The sequence below is a fragment of the Quadrisphaera sp. DVD1 genome (genome assembly GCF_058932755.1).
The window spans coordinates 1-19,016 of record NZ_JBZYWI010000056.1; the positions used below are offsets into that span (position 1 = coordinate 1).

Annotated in this window: 18 protein-coding genes and 1 pseudogene; 3 read left to right on the forward strand and 16 right to left on the reverse strand. The window is 76.0% G+C overall.

Going from position 1 to position 19,016, the window contains the following annotated elements; genetic code table 11:
- Window positions 1-229: 229 nt before the first annotated feature.
- The 13 genes from AC5FZL_RS08355 to AC5FZL_RS08415 all read right to left on the reverse strand — a co-directional run bounded on the left by AC5FZL_RS08355 (window position 230) and on the right by AC5FZL_RS08415 (window position 13,236).
- Window positions 230-1,585 carry a DNA polymerase IV gene (locus AC5FZL_RS08355; protein WP_493618112.1) on the reverse strand — a complete coding sequence of 452 codons (1,356 nt, stop codon included), beginning with the start codon at window positions 1,583-1,585 and terminating at the stop codon, window positions 230-232.
- A 31-nt stretch (window positions 1,586-1,616) separates the two neighbouring features.
- Entirely contained in the window at window positions 1,617-2,546 is a 930-nt protein-coding gene (locus AC5FZL_RS08360) for an AEC family transporter (protein WP_493618113.1), read from the reverse strand.
- A gap of 5 nt (window positions 2,547-2,551) precedes the next feature.
- Window positions 2,552-2,986: a VOC family protein gene (locus AC5FZL_RS08365; protein ID WP_493618114.1), complete on the reverse strand. Its 435-nt coding sequence runs from the start codon at window positions 2,984-2,986 to the stop codon at window positions 2,552-2,554.
- The gene (locus AC5FZL_RS08370) at window positions 2,983-3,765 is read right to left on the reverse strand and encodes a triose-phosphate isomerase (protein ID WP_493618115.1); all 783 of its coding nucleotides are present in this window, start codon (window positions 3,763-3,765) and stop codon (window positions 2,983-2,985) included. Before AC5FZL_RS08370 ends, AC5FZL_RS08365 begins: the two co-directional genes overlap by 4 nt.
- Window positions 3,762-5,519, reverse strand: a complete 1,758-nt coding sequence (locus tag AC5FZL_RS08375) for a dihydroxyacetone kinase family protein (RefSeq protein ID WP_493618116.1) — start codon at window positions 5,517-5,519, stop codon at window positions 3,762-3,764. The genes AC5FZL_RS08370 and AC5FZL_RS08375 overlap by 4 nt, the downstream gene beginning before the upstream one ends.
- Complete coding sequence (locus AC5FZL_RS08380) at window positions 5,516-6,502, reverse strand: sugar phosphate isomerase/epimerase family protein (protein WP_493618117.1); 987 nt, start codon at window positions 6,500-6,502, stop codon at window positions 5,516-5,518. The genes AC5FZL_RS08375 and AC5FZL_RS08380 overlap by 4 nt, the downstream gene beginning before the upstream one ends.
- Window positions 6,503-6,542: 40 nt before the next feature.
- Complete coding sequence (locus tag AC5FZL_RS08385) at window positions 6,543-7,226, reverse strand: GntR family transcriptional regulator (protein ID WP_493618118.1); 684 nt, start codon at window positions 7,224-7,226, stop codon at window positions 6,543-6,545.
- 107 nt (window positions 7,227-7,333) lie between these two features.
- On the reverse strand, window positions 7,334-8,875 hold the full coding sequence (locus AC5FZL_RS08390) for a tripartite tricarboxylate transporter permease (protein WP_493618119.1): 1,542 nt from the start codon (window positions 8,873-8,875) through the stop codon (window positions 7,334-7,336).
- A gap of 11 nt (window positions 8,876-8,886) precedes the next feature.
- On the reverse strand, window positions 8,887-9,528 hold the full coding sequence (locus tag AC5FZL_RS08395) for a tripartite tricarboxylate transporter TctB family protein (RefSeq protein ID WP_493618120.1): 642 nt from the start codon (window positions 9,526-9,528) through the stop codon (window positions 8,887-8,889).
- Window positions 9,528-10,508 (reverse strand): tripartite tricarboxylate transporter substrate binding protein, encoded by a 981-nt coding sequence (locus AC5FZL_RS08400; protein ID WP_493618121.1) that lies wholly within the window; start codon window positions 10,506-10,508, stop codon window positions 9,528-9,530. Before AC5FZL_RS08400 ends, AC5FZL_RS08395 begins: the two co-directional genes overlap by 1 nt.
- 203 nt (window positions 10,509-10,711) lie before the next feature.
- On the reverse strand, window positions 10,712-11,713 hold the full coding sequence (locus AC5FZL_RS08405; RefSeq protein WP_493618122.1) for a 4-hydroxythreonine-4-phosphate dehydrogenase PdxA: 1,002 nt from the start codon (window positions 11,711-11,713) through the stop codon (window positions 10,712-10,714).
- Entirely contained in the window at window positions 11,710-12,183 is a 474-nt protein-coding gene (locus AC5FZL_RS08410; protein ID WP_493618123.1) for a ribose-5-phosphate isomerase, read from the reverse strand. The genes AC5FZL_RS08405 and AC5FZL_RS08410 overlap by 4 nt, the downstream gene beginning before the upstream one ends.
- A gap of 84 nt (window positions 12,184-12,267) precedes the next feature.
- Window positions 12,268-13,236, reverse strand: coding sequence for a DMT family transporter (locus AC5FZL_RS08415; protein WP_493618124.1), 969 nt, complete (start codon window positions 13,234-13,236; stop codon window positions 12,268-12,270).
- On the opposite strand from AC5FZL_RS08415, the gene AC5FZL_RS08420 reads away from it, so the two are divergent.
- The gene (locus AC5FZL_RS08420; RefSeq protein ID WP_493618125.1) at window positions 13,235-14,665 is read left to right on the forward strand and encodes an aminotransferase-like domain-containing protein; all 1,431 of its coding nucleotides are present in this window, start codon (window positions 13,235-13,237) and stop codon (window positions 14,663-14,665) included. The two genes, AC5FZL_RS08415 and AC5FZL_RS08420, sit on opposite strands and share 2 nt — an antisense overlap.
- Here the strand turns inward: AC5FZL_RS08420 and AC5FZL_RS08425 are convergent.
- The 3 genes from AC5FZL_RS08425 to AC5FZL_RS08435 are packed head-to-tail and all read right to left on the reverse strand — an operon-like array spanning window position 14,655 to window position 17,678.
- Window positions 14,655-15,539: an ABC transporter permease gene (locus tag AC5FZL_RS08425; RefSeq protein WP_493618126.1), complete on the reverse strand. Its 885-nt coding sequence runs from the start codon at window positions 15,537-15,539 to the stop codon at window positions 14,655-14,657. The two genes, AC5FZL_RS08420 and AC5FZL_RS08425, sit on opposite strands and share 11 nt — an antisense overlap.
- Window positions 15,526-16,509, reverse strand: coding sequence for an ABC transporter ATP-binding protein (locus AC5FZL_RS08430; RefSeq protein ID WP_493618127.1), 984 nt, complete (start codon window positions 16,507-16,509; stop codon window positions 15,526-15,528). Before AC5FZL_RS08430 ends, AC5FZL_RS08425 begins: the two co-directional genes overlap by 14 nt.
- Entirely contained in the window at window positions 16,506-17,678 is a 1,173-nt protein-coding gene (locus AC5FZL_RS08435; protein WP_493618128.1) for a LolA family protein, read from the reverse strand. The genes AC5FZL_RS08430 and AC5FZL_RS08435 overlap by 4 nt, the downstream gene beginning before the upstream one ends.
- 96 nt (window positions 17,679-17,774) lie before the next feature.
- On the opposite strand from AC5FZL_RS08435, the gene AC5FZL_RS08440 reads away from it, so the two are divergent.
- Both AC5FZL_RS08440 and AC5FZL_RS08445 read left to right on the forward strand, forming a co-directional pair.
- On the forward strand, window positions 17,775-18,452 hold the full coding sequence (locus AC5FZL_RS08440; RefSeq protein ID WP_493618129.1) for a response regulator transcription factor: 678 nt from the start codon (window positions 17,775-17,777) through the stop codon (window positions 18,450-18,452).
- A pseudogene (locus AC5FZL_RS08445) lies at window positions 18,445-19,016 on the forward strand (hypothetical protein); the annotation flags it as partial. The gene AC5FZL_RS08440 and the pseudogene AC5FZL_RS08445, both read left to right, overlap by 8 nt.

The window sequence follows — 19,016 nt, forward strand, 5'->3', positions numbered from 1 at the left end:
CGGCGCGGAGCCGGAGGACGTGCGGGCAGGGGTGTGCTCAGACAAGGGGGGGTCTCTCAGGTGCTCGTCGCCAGCACCGCGCGTGCGGTGGGCTGCGACTCCCGGCGGGCTCTTCAGGCCGGCGCGGCGCGGGAGGCGGTGCAGTGGTGTCGGCGGCCCCGCCGGTGGCGGAGCGCTGCCGCGCACCTCCATCATGCCAGACGCGGCGATCATGCGGGGGCGGCGGGGCTCATCCGCCCCCGGACGGCCCCTGCTCGGGCGGCCACACCGGCGGGTCGGCGGGGGTGAGGTCCTCGTCGTCCACCCGGAAGGTGCGCACCGGGCCGACGCCGGTGCCGGGCCCCTCGAAGCGCACGGTCACCCGGCCCACGCCGCTGCCCTGCACCCACCCCGCGCCGCGCTCGGCGTGGTGGACGTCCTGCCCCGGCGACCAGGTCCGCTCCCCCGACGGCGCGGCGACCGCGGCAGCGGTGGGCTCGTCCACGTCGTCGTCGTCCGGCGCGGCGGTCTCCTCGACCGGCTCCAGCTCGGCGAGGAGGTCCTGCTGGACGTGCTCGGTCAGCCCGGTGACGCCGACGCCGAGCAGCCGCACCCCGTCGGCGACGTCCACCTGCGCGAGCAGGCCCAGCGCCGCCGCGCTGATCTCGCGCGCGCTGTCGCTGGGCGAGGGCAGCGTGGTGGAGCGGCCGAGGGTGGAGAAGTCGTAGCGGCGCACCTTGATCGTCACCGTGCGCCCGGAGAGGCCGCTCGCGGCGAGGCGGCCCGCCACCCGCTCGGCCTGGCGGCGCGCCTGGTCGGCGAGCAGCCGGCGGTCGGTGAGGTCGGTGGCGAACGTCTCCTCGGCCGAGACCGACTTCGCCTCGCGCTCGGAGACCACCGGACGCCGGTCCTCCCCGCGGGCGAAGGCGTGCAGGGCGCTGCCGTGCGCGCGCCCCAGCACGCTCACGAGCTCGCGGACGTCGAGGACCGCGAGGTCGCCGATCGTCGTCACGCCCAGGCCGGCCAGGCGCTGACCGGTGACGGACCCGACGCCGGGCAGGCGCCGCACCGGCAGCGGGGCCAGCACCGCGGCCTCCTGCCCCGCGGGCACGACCGTGAGGCCGTCGGGCTTGTTGAGGTCCGAGCCGATCTTCGCGACGAGCTTGCTCGTGCCCAGGCCGACGGAGGCGGTCAGCCCCGTGGCCTCGCGCACGGCGGCGCGGAACCGCTCGGCGAGCGCGGTGGCGGCCGCGTCGTCGAGGTCGGGGTGGGCCTCGGTGAGGTCGACGTAGGCCTCGTCGAGCGAGAGCGGCTCGACCGCCGGGGACAGGTCGTGCAGCAGCGCCATCACCGTGGCGGACGCCGCGCGGTACGCCGCCCCGCGGGGGGAGAGGTAGGCCGCGTTGGGGCACCGGCGCCGCGCCTCGGCCGTCGCCATCGCCGACCCGACCCCGAACGCGCGGGCCTCGTAGGAGGCGGTGGCCACCACCCCGCGCCGTCCGGTGCCGCCGACGACGACCGGCTTGCCCCGCAGCGAGGGCTTGTCGCGCTGCTCGACGGCCGCGAAGAACGCGTCCAGGTCGAGGTGGAGGATCGCGCGCGGCACACCTCCACGGTAGGCACGACCTCGGACGGGGTCACGCGAGCAGGGCAGCAGCACCCAGCACGACGGGCCCCGCCACCGCGGTCGTCGTGGTGATCGCGTCGCGGGCCGTGATCAGCGCGCGGTCGTCCGGGTACCGGGAGGCGATGACGAAGACGTTCTGCGCCGAGGGGAGGGCCGCGATGATCGTCGCGGTGAGCACCTCCGCGTCGGCCAGGTGGAGCACGCAGCGGGCGACGACCAGGGCCACGAGGGGCTGCACGACCGCCTTGAGGACGGTGATCAGCAGCAGCTCCCCGGTGGACGCTCCTCGCCCCGGCGCCGGGCCGAGCCTCAGCGAGACGCCGAACGCGAGCAGCATCGCGGGCACCGCCATGCCCGCCAGCAGGTCCACCGGGGCTCTGACGAGGTCCGGGAGCTGGAGACCGCTGACCCCCAGGAGCACGCCGAGCAGCGCCCCGAGGGTCACCGGGTTGCGCAGCGGGGTGACCAGGGCCCGCCGCAGGGACGGGGTGCGGGCCTCCGACGAGGCGTCGAGCACCGCGAGGGCCAGCGGCTGCAGCACGACCATCTGCAGCAGCAGGACGGGGGTGATCGCCGCGGCCGAGCCCAGGGCGTAGACGGCGATCGGCAGCCCGAGGTTGCCCGCGTTCATGTACACCGTCGCGAGCAGCCCCACGGTCCCCCGGGCCGCGCCGTGGCGGAGCACCAGGCGGGCGAAGAGCAGGTAGATCCCGCCGGTCACCGCGGCGCTGGCCACGATCGCCGTCGTGGCGCCGGTCAGCAGCGCCGAGGTGTCGGCGTCGGCCAGGACCACGACCAGCAGCGCGGGGTTCGCCACGAAGAACACCACCCGTGACAGCACGCGCTGTCCGGCCTCGTCGACGACCCCGAGGTGGGCCAGCAGGGCACCGGCGGCCACCGCGACGGCGATGACGGCGAAGCCCTCGAGCACTCCCTCCACGCCGGTCAGCCCCGGGCGCGTCCGGGCGCCGGCGGCCTGCGGTCGACCAGCTCGACGGCGACGCCGGCGGGCGCGCCGGTGAGGAAGCACGCCCGCCGTCCGCGGCCACCGGCGAAGACCGGCCCCGGCTGCTCGAGCGCGGACAGCGCGGCGTCGACGTCGCCCACCTCGAAGCACACGTGGTGGAGCCCCTCACCGTGCTGCTCGAGGAAGGCGGAGACCGCGTTCGGGCGGACGGGCTGCACCAGCTGCACGGCCGCCGCACCGGCGTCGAGGTAGACCAGGCGCGACCCCGGCTCGTCGGCGACCTCGTCGGCCACCACCGGGAGGCCGAGGACGTCCCGGTAGTACTCCAGCGCCGCGTCGGCGTCGTGGACGGCGATGCCGACGTGGTCGAGCCCCACGAGACCGAGGTGCTGGCCGAGCGGGGTCGCGCTCACGCCCCGGCCAGGTCGAGCAGGGCGATGAAGCCGCGCACGTCCCAGGCGGTGCGACCGACGAAGAGCCCGTCGACGCCGGGCACCGCCAGCAGCTCGGGCGCCCCGGCCACGGTCACCGACCCGCCGTACAGCACGGCGGCGACGCGGCGCCCGACCTCGTCCGCGACCGCGGCGACGACACCGGCGATCTCCTCGGGCCGCGCCTCGCGGCCGTGCTCGCCGATCGCCCACACCGGCTCGTAGGCGATGACCACGCGGGAGGCGTCGTCCACGCCCTCGAGAGCGGCGCGGACCTGGCCGAGCACGTGCTGCTCGGAGCGCCCGGCGCCGCGCAGGTCGGCGGTCTCACCGACGCACACCAGCGGCACCAGTCCGTGGCGCAGGGCGGCGCGGACCTTGAGGCCCACGCGCTCGTCCGTCTCGGCGAAGTGCTCGCGCCGCTCCGAGTGGCCGATCTCCACGAGCCCCGCCCCGGCGTCGGCCACCTGCGGCACCGACAGCTCCCCGGTCCAGGCCCCTGCGTCCTCCCAGTGCGCGTCCTGCGCCCCGACGAGCACGTGCCGCGTGCCCGGACCGGCGGCCAGCTCGGCGCTCACATCGGCGATCGCCGTCGCGGGCGGCACCACGAACGGCTGGACGCCGTCCCAGGTGCGCGTGCGGGATGCCTCGACGAGGGCCCGCGCCCAGGCGACGCCCTCGGAGCGGGTCTTGGTCATCTTCCAGCTCGTGCCGACCCAGCGGGTGCGGGTGGCCGGCGCCGCGGCGCCGGGAGCGCTCACCGGCCCACCGGCGCGCTCGCGCGCCCGGCCAGCGTCCGCCCGAGCGCGGTGACGATGAGCGCGAAGGACAGGGCACCCGCGTCGGGCGTGCCTAGGCTGCGGTCGCCGTGCGTGCGGGCGCGCCCGCGCCTCGCGGTGATCGTGCCGGTCGCCTCCGCCGCAGCGGTCGCCACCTCAGCGGCTTGCGCCCAGGCCGGGGCCAGCGGCAGCCCCCGCCCGTGGGCGTCCTCGAGCGCGCGCACGAACGGGTCGATCGCGTCGACCATGGTCTTGTCCCCCGGTCGGGCGCCGCCCAGGCGCACGATGGCGTCGAGCGCCGCGCGCACGCCGCGCACGACGTCGGCGCCGGAGGGCGCGCCCTCGTCGCCGAGCGCCCCGCCGAGGGCCGTGAGCGCCACGCCCCACAGGGCCCCGGAGGTGCCGCCACCGCGCTCCGACCAGGCGTCCCCGGCGCGGACCAGGAGCGAGCCGGCGCCGGCGCCGGCGGTCGCGGAGGCCGCAGCGCTGGCGGCCGCGGCGGTGGCGCCGCGCGACATGCCGATCCCGTGGTCGCCGTCGCCGGCCACGGCGTCGACGTCCCCGAGGTGGTCGGCGTGCTCCAGCACGGTGTCGCGGACGACGTCGAGAGCCGCCGCCGCGTGCACGGCGGCCCCTGCGGACTCCGGGGAGCAGGGCGGCAGCGGCTCGTCGTCGACGGCGCTGACGACCGCGGCGACGGCGGCCGGCCCCATGGGCGCCGTGCCGGTGGAGCGACGCAGCTCCGGGGCGTCGCAGGCGGCGAGCCAGTAGCCCTCGAGCTCGTCGTCGAGGAACGCCAGGGTCAGGGACGCGCCGGCCATGTCCAGGCTGGAGACGTGCTGCCCGACCTCGGGGCGCACGGCCACCAGACCGCGTCGCGCCAGGCCGTCGGCGATCCGCCGGTGCAGCACGAACAGCTCTTCGGCCGTGGTCGAGCCGAGGCCGTTGACGAGGACGGCGACCCGTCCCCGGTAGCCGGTGCCGCCGCTCCCCCGCTCCGGCTCCTCGGCGAGCACGCCCGCCAGGAGCAGGTCGGCGACCTCGTCGGCCGTGGCGAGGTCGGTCTCGCCGATGCCCGGCTCCCCGTGGATGCCCATGCCGACGCCGACCTTGCCCGCGGGCAGGGAGAAGAGCGGGCGGTCGGCGCCCGGCAGGGTGCACCCGGACAGGGCGACCCCGAGGGTGCGGGTGACCGCGCGGGCGGCCCGGCCGACCCTCTCCACGCCGTCGAGGTCCAGGCCCGCCTCCGCGGCCGCACCAGCGATCTTCAGCACCACGAGGTCGCCGGCGATGCCGCGGCGCCGCCCCGCCTCGTCGGGCCCGGCGGAGGCGATGTCGTCGGTGACGGCGAGCTCGCGCACGTCGTGGCCCTCGGCGCGCAGCCGCTCCGCCGCGAGCCCGAAGTGCAGGACGTCACCGGCGTAGTTGCCGTACCCGAGGAGGATCCCGCCGCCGGCCGAGGCGGCCAGGGCGACCGAGCGCACCTGCGAGGCCGAGGGGGAGGCGAAGGTCCCTCCGCAGGCAGCGCCCGCCGCCAGCCCGGCGCCGACCCACCCGGCGAAGGCCGGGTGGTGGCCGCTGCCGCCGCCGAGGACGAGGGCGACGCGGCCGGGAGGGAGCGGCTGGGCCCGCACCACGCCGCCGGGGACGAGGCGCACGTGGTCGGGGTGGGCTGCCGCGAACCCCGCGAGGGCCTCGTCGGCGAACGCCGCGGGGTCGTTGACGAGGTGCGTCATGCGCGGGCCTCCAGCTTCACCGCGAGGATGCGCCGGAGGTAGTCCCGGTTGAGCGCCGCGACCGACAGGCCGTCGCCGCCGTAGTGCTCGACGCAGATCGGGCCGGAGAAGCCGGCGTCCAGGGCCATCTCGATGGCGCGCCGGTAGTCGATGACACCGATCTCCATCGGTGCCGGCGAGGTGGCGTACGTGCCGGTGGCCGGGTCCTCGTCGCGGAAGTAGCTCTTCACGTGCCAGTAGTTGGTGTGCGGGAGGGTCGCGGCCAGGATGTCGGCCCAGTGCTCCACGGGACGGTGCAGCCGCACGAGGTTGCCGATGTCGGGGTTGAGCCCGACGTTCGGCAGGCCGATGTCGCGGACCAGCTCGACCGCCGAGGCCGCCGTGCCGAGGAAGGTGTCCTCGTACATCTCGAGGGAGATCTCCACCCCGCGCTCGGCGGCGCGCCGGCCCACCAGCTGGAGGCGCTCGACGAGCAGGGCCCGCACCCGGTCGTCGTGCAGCGGGTCGGCGGATCCCGGGGCCAGCCAGAACCAGTGGGCCGCCTGCTGCGCCGGCGTGAGCGGCTGGTGCAGGCCGACGCACAGGACGCCGACGCCCAGGTCCGCAGCGGCGTCGACGGAGCGCAGCGTGTGCTCGAGGTTGTCCTCGGCCGTGGCAGGGTCCGCGTCGATCACGCTGCGGCGGGTCAGCGACACCGCGCTCACGCCGAGGCGCTCCTCGGCGAGCAGCGCGCCCAGCTCGGCGAGCCGGTCGGGGCCCAGCGATCCCGGGGAGACCCACGAGTCGGTGAGGTCGACGTGGTCGAACCCGGCGGCGCGGACCTCGCGCAGCACCCGGCGCCACACCTCGACGGGTGCGTCGGAGGTGCGCGTGCCGTCGGGCTGGAGGCCCGGGAACTGCAGCAGGGCGGCGCCGATCGGCCAGTCCTGCGCGCTGGGCGCCGGCCGCGCGGACGCGGCGGAGCCGGGGATCACGGTGGTCATGGGTGCTCCGGGGTGTCGTGGGGGGGTCGGCCGGGGACGCTCAGCTGTCAGCGACGGCGCGGGCGTGCACGGCGTCCAGGTGGCGGCGCATCTGCGCCGCTCCGCTGGTGGGGTCGGCGGAGGCGAAGGCCTCGAGGACCCGGGTGTGCTCGGCGTGGGCGACCTGCGCGTCGTAGAGGCCGTGGCCCACGGTCTGCCGCAGCCGGTGCACGTGCGCTCCCAGCTGCTCGGCCATCTGCAGGAAGTAGCGGTTGCCCGAGTGACGGATGACCGTGAGGTGGAAGCCCCAGTCGGCGTCGAAGTACGCCCGCAGGAGCGGGAGCGGCGCATCCGCCCCGCCGGCGTCCTCCAGCGCCCGCACCGCTGCGGTGTGCGCGGCGTGCGCCTCCCGCAGCGAGGGCAGCAGGGACTCGACGTCCCGGGCCGCGCCCTCCGCGGCCGCCACCTCGACGACGGTGCGGGCCACCATCAGCTCGTCCATGGCCGCCGGTGACAGCGGGGGCGCGACGCGGTAGCCCTTGAGGGCGGCCCGGGTCACCAGGCCGGTGTGCTCGAGCTGCACCATGGCCTCGCGCACGGGCGTCGGCGAGACGCCGAGGTCGCGCGCCAGCGCGTCGATGCCGATGGACTGCCCCGGCCGCAGCGCCCCGCCCAGGAGCAGGTCGAGGACGGACGTGTAGACCTCGTCGCGCAGAGCGCGACGCTGCACCGGCGCTGAGGGCATGACCGCACCCTCCTTGATCACAGTGGGCGACGCGACCACAGGGCCTCCGGGCGACGGGATGGCCGCGGGGTCGTCGAACCGCGCTGCGCCGGTGGCCGGCTCCCCGCTCATGCGACACCCGCCGGGGTGGACGGCCGCGTGGGCTCGTCCCCGCGAGGGGTCTGGCTCTGGCGTCCGCGACGACGCCGCAGGGCCGAGAACAGCTGCGGGCCCACCGCCAGGAGGACCGCCAGCAGCAGCACGACGACGGCGATCGGGCGGTCGAAGATGATCGTCAGGTCGCCCAGGCCCAGCGCGGAGGTCTGGATCAGGGCCTTCTCGAACAGCGGGCCGAGGACCAGGCCCAGCACCAGCGGCGCCAGCGGCAGGTCGTAGAGCTTCATGACGTAGCCGGCGGCACCGGCGGCCAGGACCACCCAGACGCTGAAGAGGTTGTTGCTCACGGAGAAGGCGCCCACGCAGCTGGTCAGCAGGATGATCGGGTAGAGGTACCCGTAGGGGATGCGCAGCATCTGGGCGAACACCGGCGCCAGCGGCAGGTTGAGCACCAGCAGCATCACGTTGCCGATGAAGAACGAGACCAGCAGGCCCCACACCAGGCGCGGCTGCTCGTCGAAGAGCAGCGGTCCCGGCTGGAGGCCGTAGATGGTGAAGGCGCCGAGCAGCACCGCGGTCGTCGCACCGCCGGGGATGCCCAGGGCGAGGGTGGGGATGAAGTTGGCGTTCGCGGCGGCGTTGTTGGCGCTCTCCGGTGACGCGACGCCCTCGATGGCGCCCTTGCCGAACTCGTCGCGGCGGGGGCTGACCCGCTTCTCCACGCCGTAGGCGATGAAGGACGCCAGCGTCGAGCCCGACCCGGGCAGCACGCCCAAGGCGAACCCGAGGCCGCTCCCGCGCAGGATCGGCGCGATGCTGCGACGCAGCTCCGTGCGCGTGATGAGGAGGTCCCGGAACTTCGTCCGGATGGGGGCCTCGGCGCCGACCCGGATCTGGTAGAGCACCTCGCCGACCGCGAACAGCCCGATCATGACCTCGACGAACGGGATGCCGCTGAGCAGGTCGACCGAGCCGAAGGTGAACCGCGCCGAGGACGAGCCGACGGCGATGCCGACCGTGCTCAGCAGGAGGCCGAGGCTGGCCATGGCGAGGCCGCGCACCAGGGAGCCGCCGGAGAAGCTCACGATCGTGGCCAGGCCGAGGATCATCAGTGCCAGGTTCTCCGGCGGCCCGAAGTTCAGGGCCAGCGAGGCGAACGGCGGCGCCAGCGCCATGAGCAGCACGAGCGACAGGACCGCCGCGACGAAGGAGCCGATGGCGGCGATCGACAGGGCCGCACCGGCCCGGCCGTTGCGCGCCATCTGGTAGCCGTCGAGGGTGGTCACCACGCTGGCCGGCTCTCCCGGGGTGGAGATCAGCACCGACGTGATGGTGCCGCCGTACTGGGCGCCGTAGTAGATCCCCGCGAGCATGATCAGGGCGCTCAGCGGGTCGAGCGCGAGGGTCAGCGGCAGCAGGATCGCCACACCCGTCGTCGAGCCCAGGCCGGGCATCAGCCCGATGACGGTGCCGAGGAGGACGCCGATGAAGCACCAGCCGAGGTTCTGCAGCGACAGAGCGGCGTCGAAGCCGAGGGCGAGGTTGTCGAGCACGTCCGTCCTCCTTACAGGATGTGGAGCAGCCCGGAGGGCAGCGGCACGTTGAGGAAGTTCACGAAGATGAAGCGGGTCACCGCCACCACGACGACCGTGGTGATCACGGCGGGCAGCAGGCGGCGCCGCTCCACCCGCCAGCTGATGACGAAGAGCATCAATCCGAAGGCGATGAGGAAGCCGACGACCGGGACCAGCAGGACGGCGGCGAGGAGCAGGCCGCTGACGGCGAGCAGCACCTTCCGGCGCTGGGCGCTGGTGCGGCCGAAGATGTCGACCTCCTCCTGCTCGTGCAGCAGCGCCTGCACCGGCGCCTGCACGAGCAGGTCGGCCCCGACCGGCAGGCTCGCCCGCACGCCGGACGCCCCCGACGCGGAGGCGTGCGCCAGCCGGTGGGCCCGAGCGGCGCGGACGTCCTTGACGACCTCCGCGCCGGCGAAGACCGCCAGCAGGACGCCGGCCAGCACGGGCAGGAAGCCCGCGCCCACCTCGTCGTGCCGCTCGGGCACCGTGACTCCGTAGCCGTAGGCGACGGAGGCGGCGACCACGCCCACGACCACGAGCACCGCGTGGATCACGGTGCCGCCCACGGTCGGGGGCGACGGCACGGGGTTCCCCGTCGTGCCGTCAGCGCCCAGCCCCTCGGTGCTCATCAGCCGATCGCCTTGGCCAGCTGGGAGTCGTACTCCGCCAGGTAGCTGTCGAGCTCGTCGCCGAAGGCGGTGATGGGCTGCATGTAGTTGTCGGCGATGTACTGCTGGTACTCGGGGGTCTTCGTGTACGCCTCGGCGGCGTCGATCCAGTACTGCCGCGCCTCGTCCGAGATGCCGCCGGGGGCGATGAAGCCGCGCCACTGGGAGAAGGCGACGTCGATGCCCTGCTCCTTGGCGGTCGGGATGTCGGCCAGCTCCTCGTAGTCGGAGTAGCGCTCCTCGGCCACCGCGCACAGGGCGCGGACGTCACCGGACTCCAGCTGGCCGACGACCTCACCGGGGTTGAGGGAGGCCACCTGCACCTCGCCACCCAGGAGGGCGGTCAGCACCTCGCCGCCGGACTCGAAGGGGACGCGGTCGAAGGTGACGCCCGCGTCGGCCTCGATGAGGCGGAAGACCACCTCGTCGAGCGCCACGGCGCCGGAGACCGCGGCCACGACGCTGCCGGCCGCGGCGGCCTCGGTGACGTCGGAGCAGGTCTGGAAGGGGGAGTCCGGCGGGACGACGATCAGCGTGGCGTCCTCGCCGACCTTGGCGATGGGGGTGAACGACTCGAGGCTGAAGTCGACGTCCTGGGTGAGGGGGATCGATGACAGCGCCGTCTCGGCGGCCAGGAGCACCTCCGGATCTCCCTCGCGGCTGAGGAGGAAGGAGTACCCGACGGCTCCGGAGCCGCCCTCGCGGTTCTCCACGACGACGTTGACGTCCGTGGCCGCCTCCAGGCCCGCGGCGATCGCCCGGCCCGACGCATCGCTGCCGCCACCGGCGGAGAAGGGCACGATCATGGTCGCGTCGCCGGAGGGGGTGAACGCCCCCCCGGACTCGGCGCCGGACGCCTGGTCGGCGGCGCACCCGGTCAGGGGGACGAGCACCAGCGCGGTGGTCGCCAGCAGGACGGGAGCGCGGAAGGTTCTGATCACGGCGGGTCTCCTCGGTGAGACGTCGGGTCAGCAGCCCGGACGGGCGGCTGCGCGGCGGTGCGCAGGTCGTGCGGAGCGTCAGCGCTCAGTGAGTGGTTCCTAGATCCTATGGGATCTACGAACACCGTAGGGCAGAAGGGGGCCAGTGACAAGGCCCGGCGAGCCGCGCGCGGCCACCGGGGCGGCGGCCGCGCGCGAGGGGGTCAGGCGCCGGTCGGCTGCGCCGCGCGGCGGGCCGCGATGGCGATGGCGATGTCGAGGGCGTTCTGGCTCGACCGGGCGCTGGCGATGCCCTGGCCGACGATGTCGAAGGCGGTGCCGTGGGCCGGGGTGGCGATGACGACGGGCAGCCCCCCCTGGACCGTGACGCCGCCGTCGAAGCCCAGCAGCTTGATCGCGATCTGCCCCTGGTCGTGGTACATCGTCACGATCCCGTCGTAGCGGTCGCGGGCCAGGAAGATCGTGTCGGAGGGGAACGGCCCCTTGGCGTCGACGCCCCGGGAGACCGCCTCGGCCACGCCGGGGGCGATCTCGTCGATCTCCTCCCGGCCGAACAGGCCGTTCTCCCCGTTGTGCGGGTTCAGGGCGCACACGCCGATCCGCGGGGCGGCGATGCCGGAGTCGTGCAGGAGGTCGTGCAGGAGCTGGATGGCGGCCGTGGTGGCCTCCGCGGTCACCCTCGCTGCGACGTCCTTGACGGCGACGTGGCTGGTGACGCGCGCGGTCCACAGGCCGTCGATGATGTTGATCTCGGACGTGGTCCCGGTGTGCCCGAGCTCGTCGGCGAACCAGCGGAGCTCGTCCTCCTTGTGCATCCCGGCCAGGTGCAGGCTGGTCTTGTTCAGCGGCGTGAAGACGATGGCGCCCACGCGCCCCTCGTTGGCCAGGGCGACGGCACGGCGCAGCTGGTGCATCGCCCGCTCCCCGGCCTCCTTGGAGACCTGCTGGGGCGGGATGGGCGTCGTCGGCGCCGAGCCGTCGTCGAGCAGCGTCGCGGCGCCGGGACGGGGCTCGTCGGACAGCGGCGGGACGGGGACCCCCGCTGCCGCCGCCGCGGCGTCGAGCTCCGAGCGGTCGGCGAGCACGTAGATCTCGGCGCGCTCGAGGTTGGCCGGCTCCGCGAGCAGACGGGCGGCGAGCTCGGGCCCGATGCCGGCGGGGTCGCCGAGGGTGAGGGCGATGCGCGGGCGGGTGGTGGTGCTCATGCGGGCGTCCCTTCGTAGGAGCTGATGGCCTCGACCTTGGCGGCGGAGGCGGACGTCGGGTCGAAGCGGTGGTCGAGCCACTGGCGCACGAGCAGGCGGGCCAGCTCCAGGCCGATGACGCGCTGCCCGAGGCAGAGGACCTGGGCGTCGTTGCTGAGGACGGAGCGCTCGACCGAGAAGCTGTCGTGCGCCGTGACGGCTCGCACACCGGGCACCTTGTTGGCCGAGATGGCGACACCCAGCCCCGTGCCGCACACCAGCAGCGCGCGGTCGGCCTCGCCACTGGCGACGAGGCGCGCCGCGCGCACGGCGACGTGCGGGTAGGCCTCCCCGTGGTCGGCGCCCTCGCCGGCGTCGACCACGGACGCCACCCGCGGGTCGCGCTGCAGGTCAGCGGCCAGGGCCGCCTTGTACTCGCTGCCGGCGTCGTCGCTGCCGACGACGATGCGCAGGGGCTGCTGGGTGCTCATGGTCCTCCTCTGGTGTCGCGCTGCGGAGCACGGCACGGGACCAGACCACCTCGCACGCCGTCGTGCTCCTATTTCCTACAGGATTCAGCGAGAAGACGGCACTGTCAAGCCTCGGGCCAGCGTCCCCTCGCGAGCGTCCGGCCGCGAGCGCACCGCGGTCGCCGCGCAGGCGATGACGGCGACCGCGCCGAGCAGGACCGGGGCGCCCAGCGCCTCGCCCAGCAGCGCCGCGGACCAGAGCAGGGTGAGCACCGGCTGGACGAGCTGGACCTGGCTGACCCGCGTCATCGGGCCGATGGCCAGCCCGCGGTACCAGGCGAAGAAGCCGAGGAACATGCTCACCGCGGCCAGGTAGGCGAACGCCGCCCAGGTGGCCGGGCTCGCCGACGGCCACGCCCCGCCGGCGCCGATCGCCGTCAGGGGCGCCATCACCGGCAGCGCCACGAGCAGGGCCCAGCAGATGGTCTGCCAGGCGCCCAGCTCGCGGGCGAGCAGCCCGCCCTCGGCGTAGCCGACCGCGGCCAGCACCACGGCGCCGACGAGGAGCAGGTCGCTGGGGTGCACCCCGCCGAGGCCGCCCGCGCCCGCGGCGGTGAAGACGAGCACGGCGAGCGCGCCGGCGGCCGCGGCGACCCAGAAGCGGCGTCCGGGACGCTCGCCGGTGCGGACCACGGCCGCGACCGCCGTCGCGGCCGGGAGGAGGCCGATCACCACGGCGCCGTGCGCGGAGGGCGCCGTCTGCAGGGCGAACGACGTCAGCAGCGGGAACCCGGCCACGACGCCGAGGGCCACGACGGCCAGGCGTCCCCACTGCACCCCGCGCGGAGGAGCGCTGCGGGTGGCGGCCAGCACGAGCGCTGCGAGCAGCGCCGCCACGACGGCCCGGCCGGCGGCGACGACGAGCGGGTCCAGCTCGGCGACGGCGACGCGCGTCAGCGGGAGCGTGAAGGAGAACGCGAGGACCCCCACGGCCCCCAGCGCCACACCGCGGGAGGGCGCGACCGTCGATGACGGGAGGGGCGCTGTCACGATAGCGCTATCGTTGCTCGTCATGACCGACGATAGCAGCGACCGGGCGGTCGGCGTCCGCGGCGTCGAGGGGCGCCTGCGCGCGCTCGTCGCCGAGCTGCCCGCCGGCGCCCGGCTGCCCTCCACCCGGGTGCTCGTGGCCGAGCACGCCGCGAGCCCCCTCACCGTGCAGCGGGCCGTGCAGCGGCTCGTCGACGAGGGCCTCGTCGAGACGCGCCCGGGCACCGGCACCTTCGTCGCCCCCCGGTACGAGCGCCGTCGGGCCGACCACGCCTGGCAGACGACCGCGCTCGGCCCCGCCCGCACCGACGCCGCCGCGGTGGGGACCGCGATGGCGGCCACCCCTCCGGGCGCCGTGGCCCTGCACTCGGGCTACCCGGTGGCCGAGCTGCTGCCCGGACGGCTCGTGCGGGCGGCGCTGGCGCGCGCGGCGCGCAGCCCCCTGGGGCTCGACCGCGCCCCCGTCGCGGGGGTGGCGGACCTGCGCGCGTGGTTCGCCGCCGACACCGCGCCGCCGAGCAGCCCCGCTCCCGCCCACCCGGACGACGTCGTCGTCATGCCCGGCGGGCAGAGCGCCCTGTCCTCGACCTTCCGCGCCCTGGCCGCGCCCGGCGACGCGATCGTCATGGAGTCCCCCACCTACTGGGGCGCGATGGCCGCGGCCCGCCAGGCCGGGCTGCGGATCGTCCCGGTCCCGCGCGCCGCGAGCGCGCCGCGGGCGCAGGACCTCGACGACGTCCTCGCCGCGAGCGGGGCCCGCCTCTTCTACGCCCAGCCGCACTTCGCCAACCCGACCGGCGCGCTGTGGACCGCGGCCGAGCGCACGGCCCTGCTCGACGTGGTGCGGGCCCGCGGCGCCTTCCTCGTCGAGGACGACTGGGCGCACGACTTCGGCATCGACGCCGAGGTCATCCCACTCTTCGGCGAGGACCCCGACGGGCACGTGGTCCACGTGCGCTCCCTGACCAAGAGCGTCGCGCCGTCGGTGCGCGTCGGGGCGGCCCTCGCCCGGGGCCCGGCCCTGGTCCGCCTCCAGGCCGACCGCACGGTGGACGACCTGTACGTCTCCGGGCTGCTCCAGGTGGCGGCCCTCGACGTCCTCAGCGACCCGGGCTGGCGCACGCACCTGCGGTGGCTGCGCGGGGCGCTGCGAGCGCGGCGCGACGAGCTCGCCCGCGCGGTGGTCGCCGCCCTCGGCCCCGAGTCGCTGCCGCACCTGCCCCGCGGCGGCCTGAACCTCTGGCTGCGCCTGCCCGACCGCACCGACGTCGCCGCCCTCGTCCGCCGCAGCCGCGAGGCGGGCGTGCTCGTCGCGCCCGGCGACGACTGGTTCCCCGCCGAGCCGCCGGCCCCGCACCTGCGGCTGAACTACACCGGCGCCCCACCCGAGCGCTTCGCGGAGGCTCTCGGCGTCCTGGCGTCCCTGCTGGAGCCGGAACGGCTCAGCTCGTGACGTCCTTGCTCGTCAGCCGCGCCCACGCCAGGGCGAGCAGGACGGCGACCCACCCCGCCTGCAGCGCGAGGCCGCGCACGACGGCGTCGAAGGCCATGGGGTCGCGCAGCAGGTCGCCGAAGGACAGCCACGCGCTGGTGAACAGCCAGGGGTGGATCGCCGCCAGTTGCGGGACGGCCTGGAGGATCTGCACCAGCACGACGGCGATCGCCGTGGCCGACATCGCCGCGACCGGCACCTCGGTGAGCGTGGAGACCAGCAGGCCCAGCGCCGCCACCGTGGCGAGCATCGCCGTCACGTAGAGCGCCACGAGGAGCAGGCGCAGCAGCCCCTGGCCGTAGCTGACGGTCGTGCCGCTGAGCAGCGTGATGTCGCCGACGGGGAAGAGCAGCGCCCCGACGACGACCCCGGTGACGACGACGACCATCGCGGCCACGAAGCCGTAGAAGGCCGTCGCGACCACCTTGACGGCGAGCAGCCGGGTGCGGTCCACCGGCGTCACGAGCAGGTAGCGCAGCGTGCCGGTGCTCGCCTCGCCCGCGATCGCCTCCCCCGAGACGACGGAGACGGCCAGGGGCAGGAAGACCGGCAGCGAGGCGACGAGCGCGGTGAAGGCGAGGAACAGGCCGTTCTCGGTGATGCTCGCGAGGAACGGCGGGCCCTCCCCCGGCTCCAGCTCGCCGGGCGAGGGGTTCGACAGGTCGATCGCCACGCCGATCGCCACGGTGGCCAGCGCCAGCACGGCGAGCATGACGAGGTTGCGGCGCCGGGTCAGCACCAGGCGCAGCTCCGAGCCGAGGAGCCGCGCGTCGCGCACGGCCAGCGGCCCCCGCGGCGCGGCGGGCGCCTCGCGGACGAGCTCACGCGCGGACATCGAAGCCCTCCCCGGTGAGCGCGACGAACAGCTCCTCCAGCGTCGAGCGGTGCAGGACGAACTGGCGGACGCCGACGCCGGCGGCCACCAGGGCGGCGAGCACCTGCTCGGGGTCGGCGGCGCCGAGGTCGGCGCTGGCGCCGCCGGGCGTCACGGCCACCGCGGCCAGGCCGGCGCCGGTGAGGACGGTGGCCGCGGCGTGCGGGGCCCGGCACTCGACCTCCACGCGGGTGGTCGTGGCCGCGGTGACCTCCGCGAGCGTGCCCTGGGCGACCATGCGGCCGGCGCTCATGACGCCCACGTGGCTGGCGAGCTGCTCGACCTCGGCGAGCAGGTGCGTGGAGACCACGACCGTGGTGCCCTCCGCCGCCACCTCGCGGACCAGCGTCCGCACCTCGCGGGTGCCCTGCGGGTCGAGCCCGTTGGTCGGCTCGTCGAGCACGAGCAGGTCGCGCGGGCGCAGCAGCGCCATGGCCAGGCCGAGGCGCTGGCGCATGCCGAGGGAGTAGACGCGGTAGCGCTTGTCGGCCGCCGCGCCGAGCCCCACGCGGTCCAGGGCCGCGGCGATCCGGGCGCGGGAGGTGCGCGCGTCGACGGTGCGGTCGGCGGCGTCCGCGCGCCGCAGGTTCTCCGCGCCCGTGAGGTAGGGGTGGAAGGCCGGGCCCTCCACCAGCGCGCCCACCCGCGGCAGCACCGCGGCCCGCTCGGCCGGCACGGGCCGCCCCAGCAGGTGCACCGTGCCGGCGGTGGGGGTCACCAGCCCGAGCAGCATCCGGATGGTCGTGGTCTTGCCCGACCCGTTGGGGCCGAGGAAGCCGTAGACGGCGCCCGCCGGGACGGCGAGGTCGAGGTCAGCGACGGCGACCTGGCCGCCGCGGAACCGCTTGGTCAGGCCGGCCGTCTCGACCGCGAGAGCCGTGCCCGCGGCGGCCCGGGCGGTGCCCGGCGCCGCCGCGAGGCTCGTGCTCACGGAGCGGCGGTCGGGTCGAGCGCGGCCCGCTCGAGCACCTCGACCGGGACCGCGCCGACGAGCACGCGACCGTCGTCGAGGGCCAGCGCGCTCAGCAGCGCGGTGCTGAACGCCCGCCCGGAGCCGTACTCGCCCTCGACCGCCTGGAAGCCGCCGAGCAGGCTCGCGGCCAGCTCGGACGCCGCCTCGTCCTCGTCGTCGCCCTTCGCGCTGCCGTCGCGGCTGCCGAACGAGGGGTCGAGCGCTCCGGCCGCGTCGCGCAGGACGAGCACGGAGGTCCAGCCCTCGCCGACCACGGTGGGGGACGCCGCCTCGCCGGGCGCGGCGCCCGGGTGCGACATGGCGCCCGCAGGCGCGTCGTGGCCGCCCATCGCGCTCAGCTGCGCAGGGTCGACCTCCTCGACCTCGGTGCCCGCCGGGGGCGCGAAGTCGAAGACCTCGTCACCCGGCGCGGTGAACGAGATCGAGGTGAACCCGCTCTCGAACGCCGGCTCGGAGGCGCCCCGGGCGGTCACCTGGGCGCGCAGCGGGTAGGAGGTCTCGGCGTCCACCGCCAGGCGCACCTCCCCCACGAGGGAGTCGTCGGAGCGGGGCTCGAGCACCAGCTCGTAGGCGTCGCGGCCGGCGACGGTCGCCGTGCCGTCGACGGTGACCTCCGTGCTCGGGTCGAGGGCGTCGAGCGCCGCGCGCGCGGCGTCGGCGGGGGACGTCGCCCCGGCTCCCACCGGCGGGGCCTCCTCGCCCGCCGGCGGCTCCGGCAGCGCGGACAGGTCGGCGTGCAGGGCGGTGTCCTGGTCGCTGCGCCACAGCCACGCGTCGTCGCCGTCGCGCACGAGGTCGCTCTCGGCCAGGGCGCCGAGGACGGCCACCCGGGTGCGCTCGGGCCCGTCGGACCACAGGCGCAGCGTCGTGGAGCCGGCGAGCAGGCTCATCAGCTCGCTGGACGCACCGGCGCCCTGCGGCAGCTCGGGCAGGCCCAGGTCGACGGTCTGGACGACGGTGCCGGAGAAGGGGCGCTCGGAGGCGGTGGCGAGGTCCGCCAGCAGGTCGGCGGCGGTGGTCGGCGGGAGGTCGGGGTCGGCGCTGGCGACGGCCGGGACGACGAGGGCACCGCCCACGACGGCGGCGGTGGCAGCGGCGGCGACGGTCCAGCGGGTTCGGGTGCGCATGGCGACCACTGTGCTCCCCGCCACCTGAGACGGCGCTGAGAGCCGATCGGGGCGCCCTGCTTCTCGCCCGCGGGCCCGCAGGGCAGGCTGTGCCGGGTGCGGGTGCTGGTGGTCGACGACGAGCCGCGGCTCGTCGACGCGCTCTCCCGGGGCCTGCGCGCCGAGGGGTTCGCCGTCGACGTCGCGCGCACCGGCCCGCAGGGCCTGGCCATGGCGACGGAGAACGACTACGACGCCGTGGTGCTCGACCTCATGCTCCCGGGCCTGTCCGGCTACCGCGTCGTGCAGGCGCTGCGGGCCGAGGACAACTGGGTGCCGGTGCTGCTGCTGTCGGCCAAGGACGGCGAGCACGACCAGGCGGACGGCCTCGACCTCGGCGCTGACGACTACCTCGTCAAGCCGTTCTCCTACGTGGTGCTCCTCGCGCGGCTGCGGGCGCTGCTGCGGCGGGGGGCGCGCCCCCGCCCGGCCGTGCTCGCCGCCGGGGACCTGCTGCTCGACCCCGCCGCGCGCACGGTCACCCGCGCCGGGACGCCGATCGACCTCACCGCCCGCGAGTTCTCGCTGCTCGAGCTGCTCCTGCGCCGCCGCGACGAGGTCGTCTCCAAGGTCGAGATCCTCGACCACGTGTGGGAGGAGGTGGGGGCCAGCGACCTCAACGTCGTCGAGGTCTACGTCGGCTACCTGCGCCGCAAGGTCGACGCGCCCTTCGGGCGGCACGCGATCGTCACGGTGCGCGGGGCGGGGTACCGGCTGGCCGCCGACGGTGGCTGAGCAGCAGCAGGCGCACCGTTGGACGCGGCGCTGGGCACCGGTCAGCGTCCGGGCGCGCCTGACCCTGGCCGCCACCGCCGTCCTCGGGCTCGCCCTCGTGCTCGCCGCGGTGGCGGTGCCCGTCGTCGTGCGCACCGCGCTCCTGTCCTCCCTCGACGAGGCGGCGGGCCAGCGCGCCCGCGAGGTCGCCGCCCTCGCCGACGCCGGGCCCCTGCCCGACCCGCTGCCGGTCACCGGCGCCGCCGTGGTCCAGGTCCTCGACGCGCAGCGCCGGGTGCTGGCCTCCTCCCCCGGCGGCGACCGGCTCTCCCCCCTCGTGGACGGCGAGGACCTGAGCACCGCCCGCGCCGGGGAGCCGGTAGCCCTCGACGGCGCCCGGCTCGGCACCGCCGAGGGCTTCCGGGTGCTGGCCCTGCCGCTGCGCGCCGGGGCCGGCAGCGCCGCGGGGGGCACCGTCCTCGTCGCGACGTCGGTGGCCGAGGTCGAGCGCAGCACCGGGGTGCTCCGGACCGCGGCGGCGATCGCCGTGCCCCTGCTGCTGGGCGCCGTCGCGCTGCTCGCCTG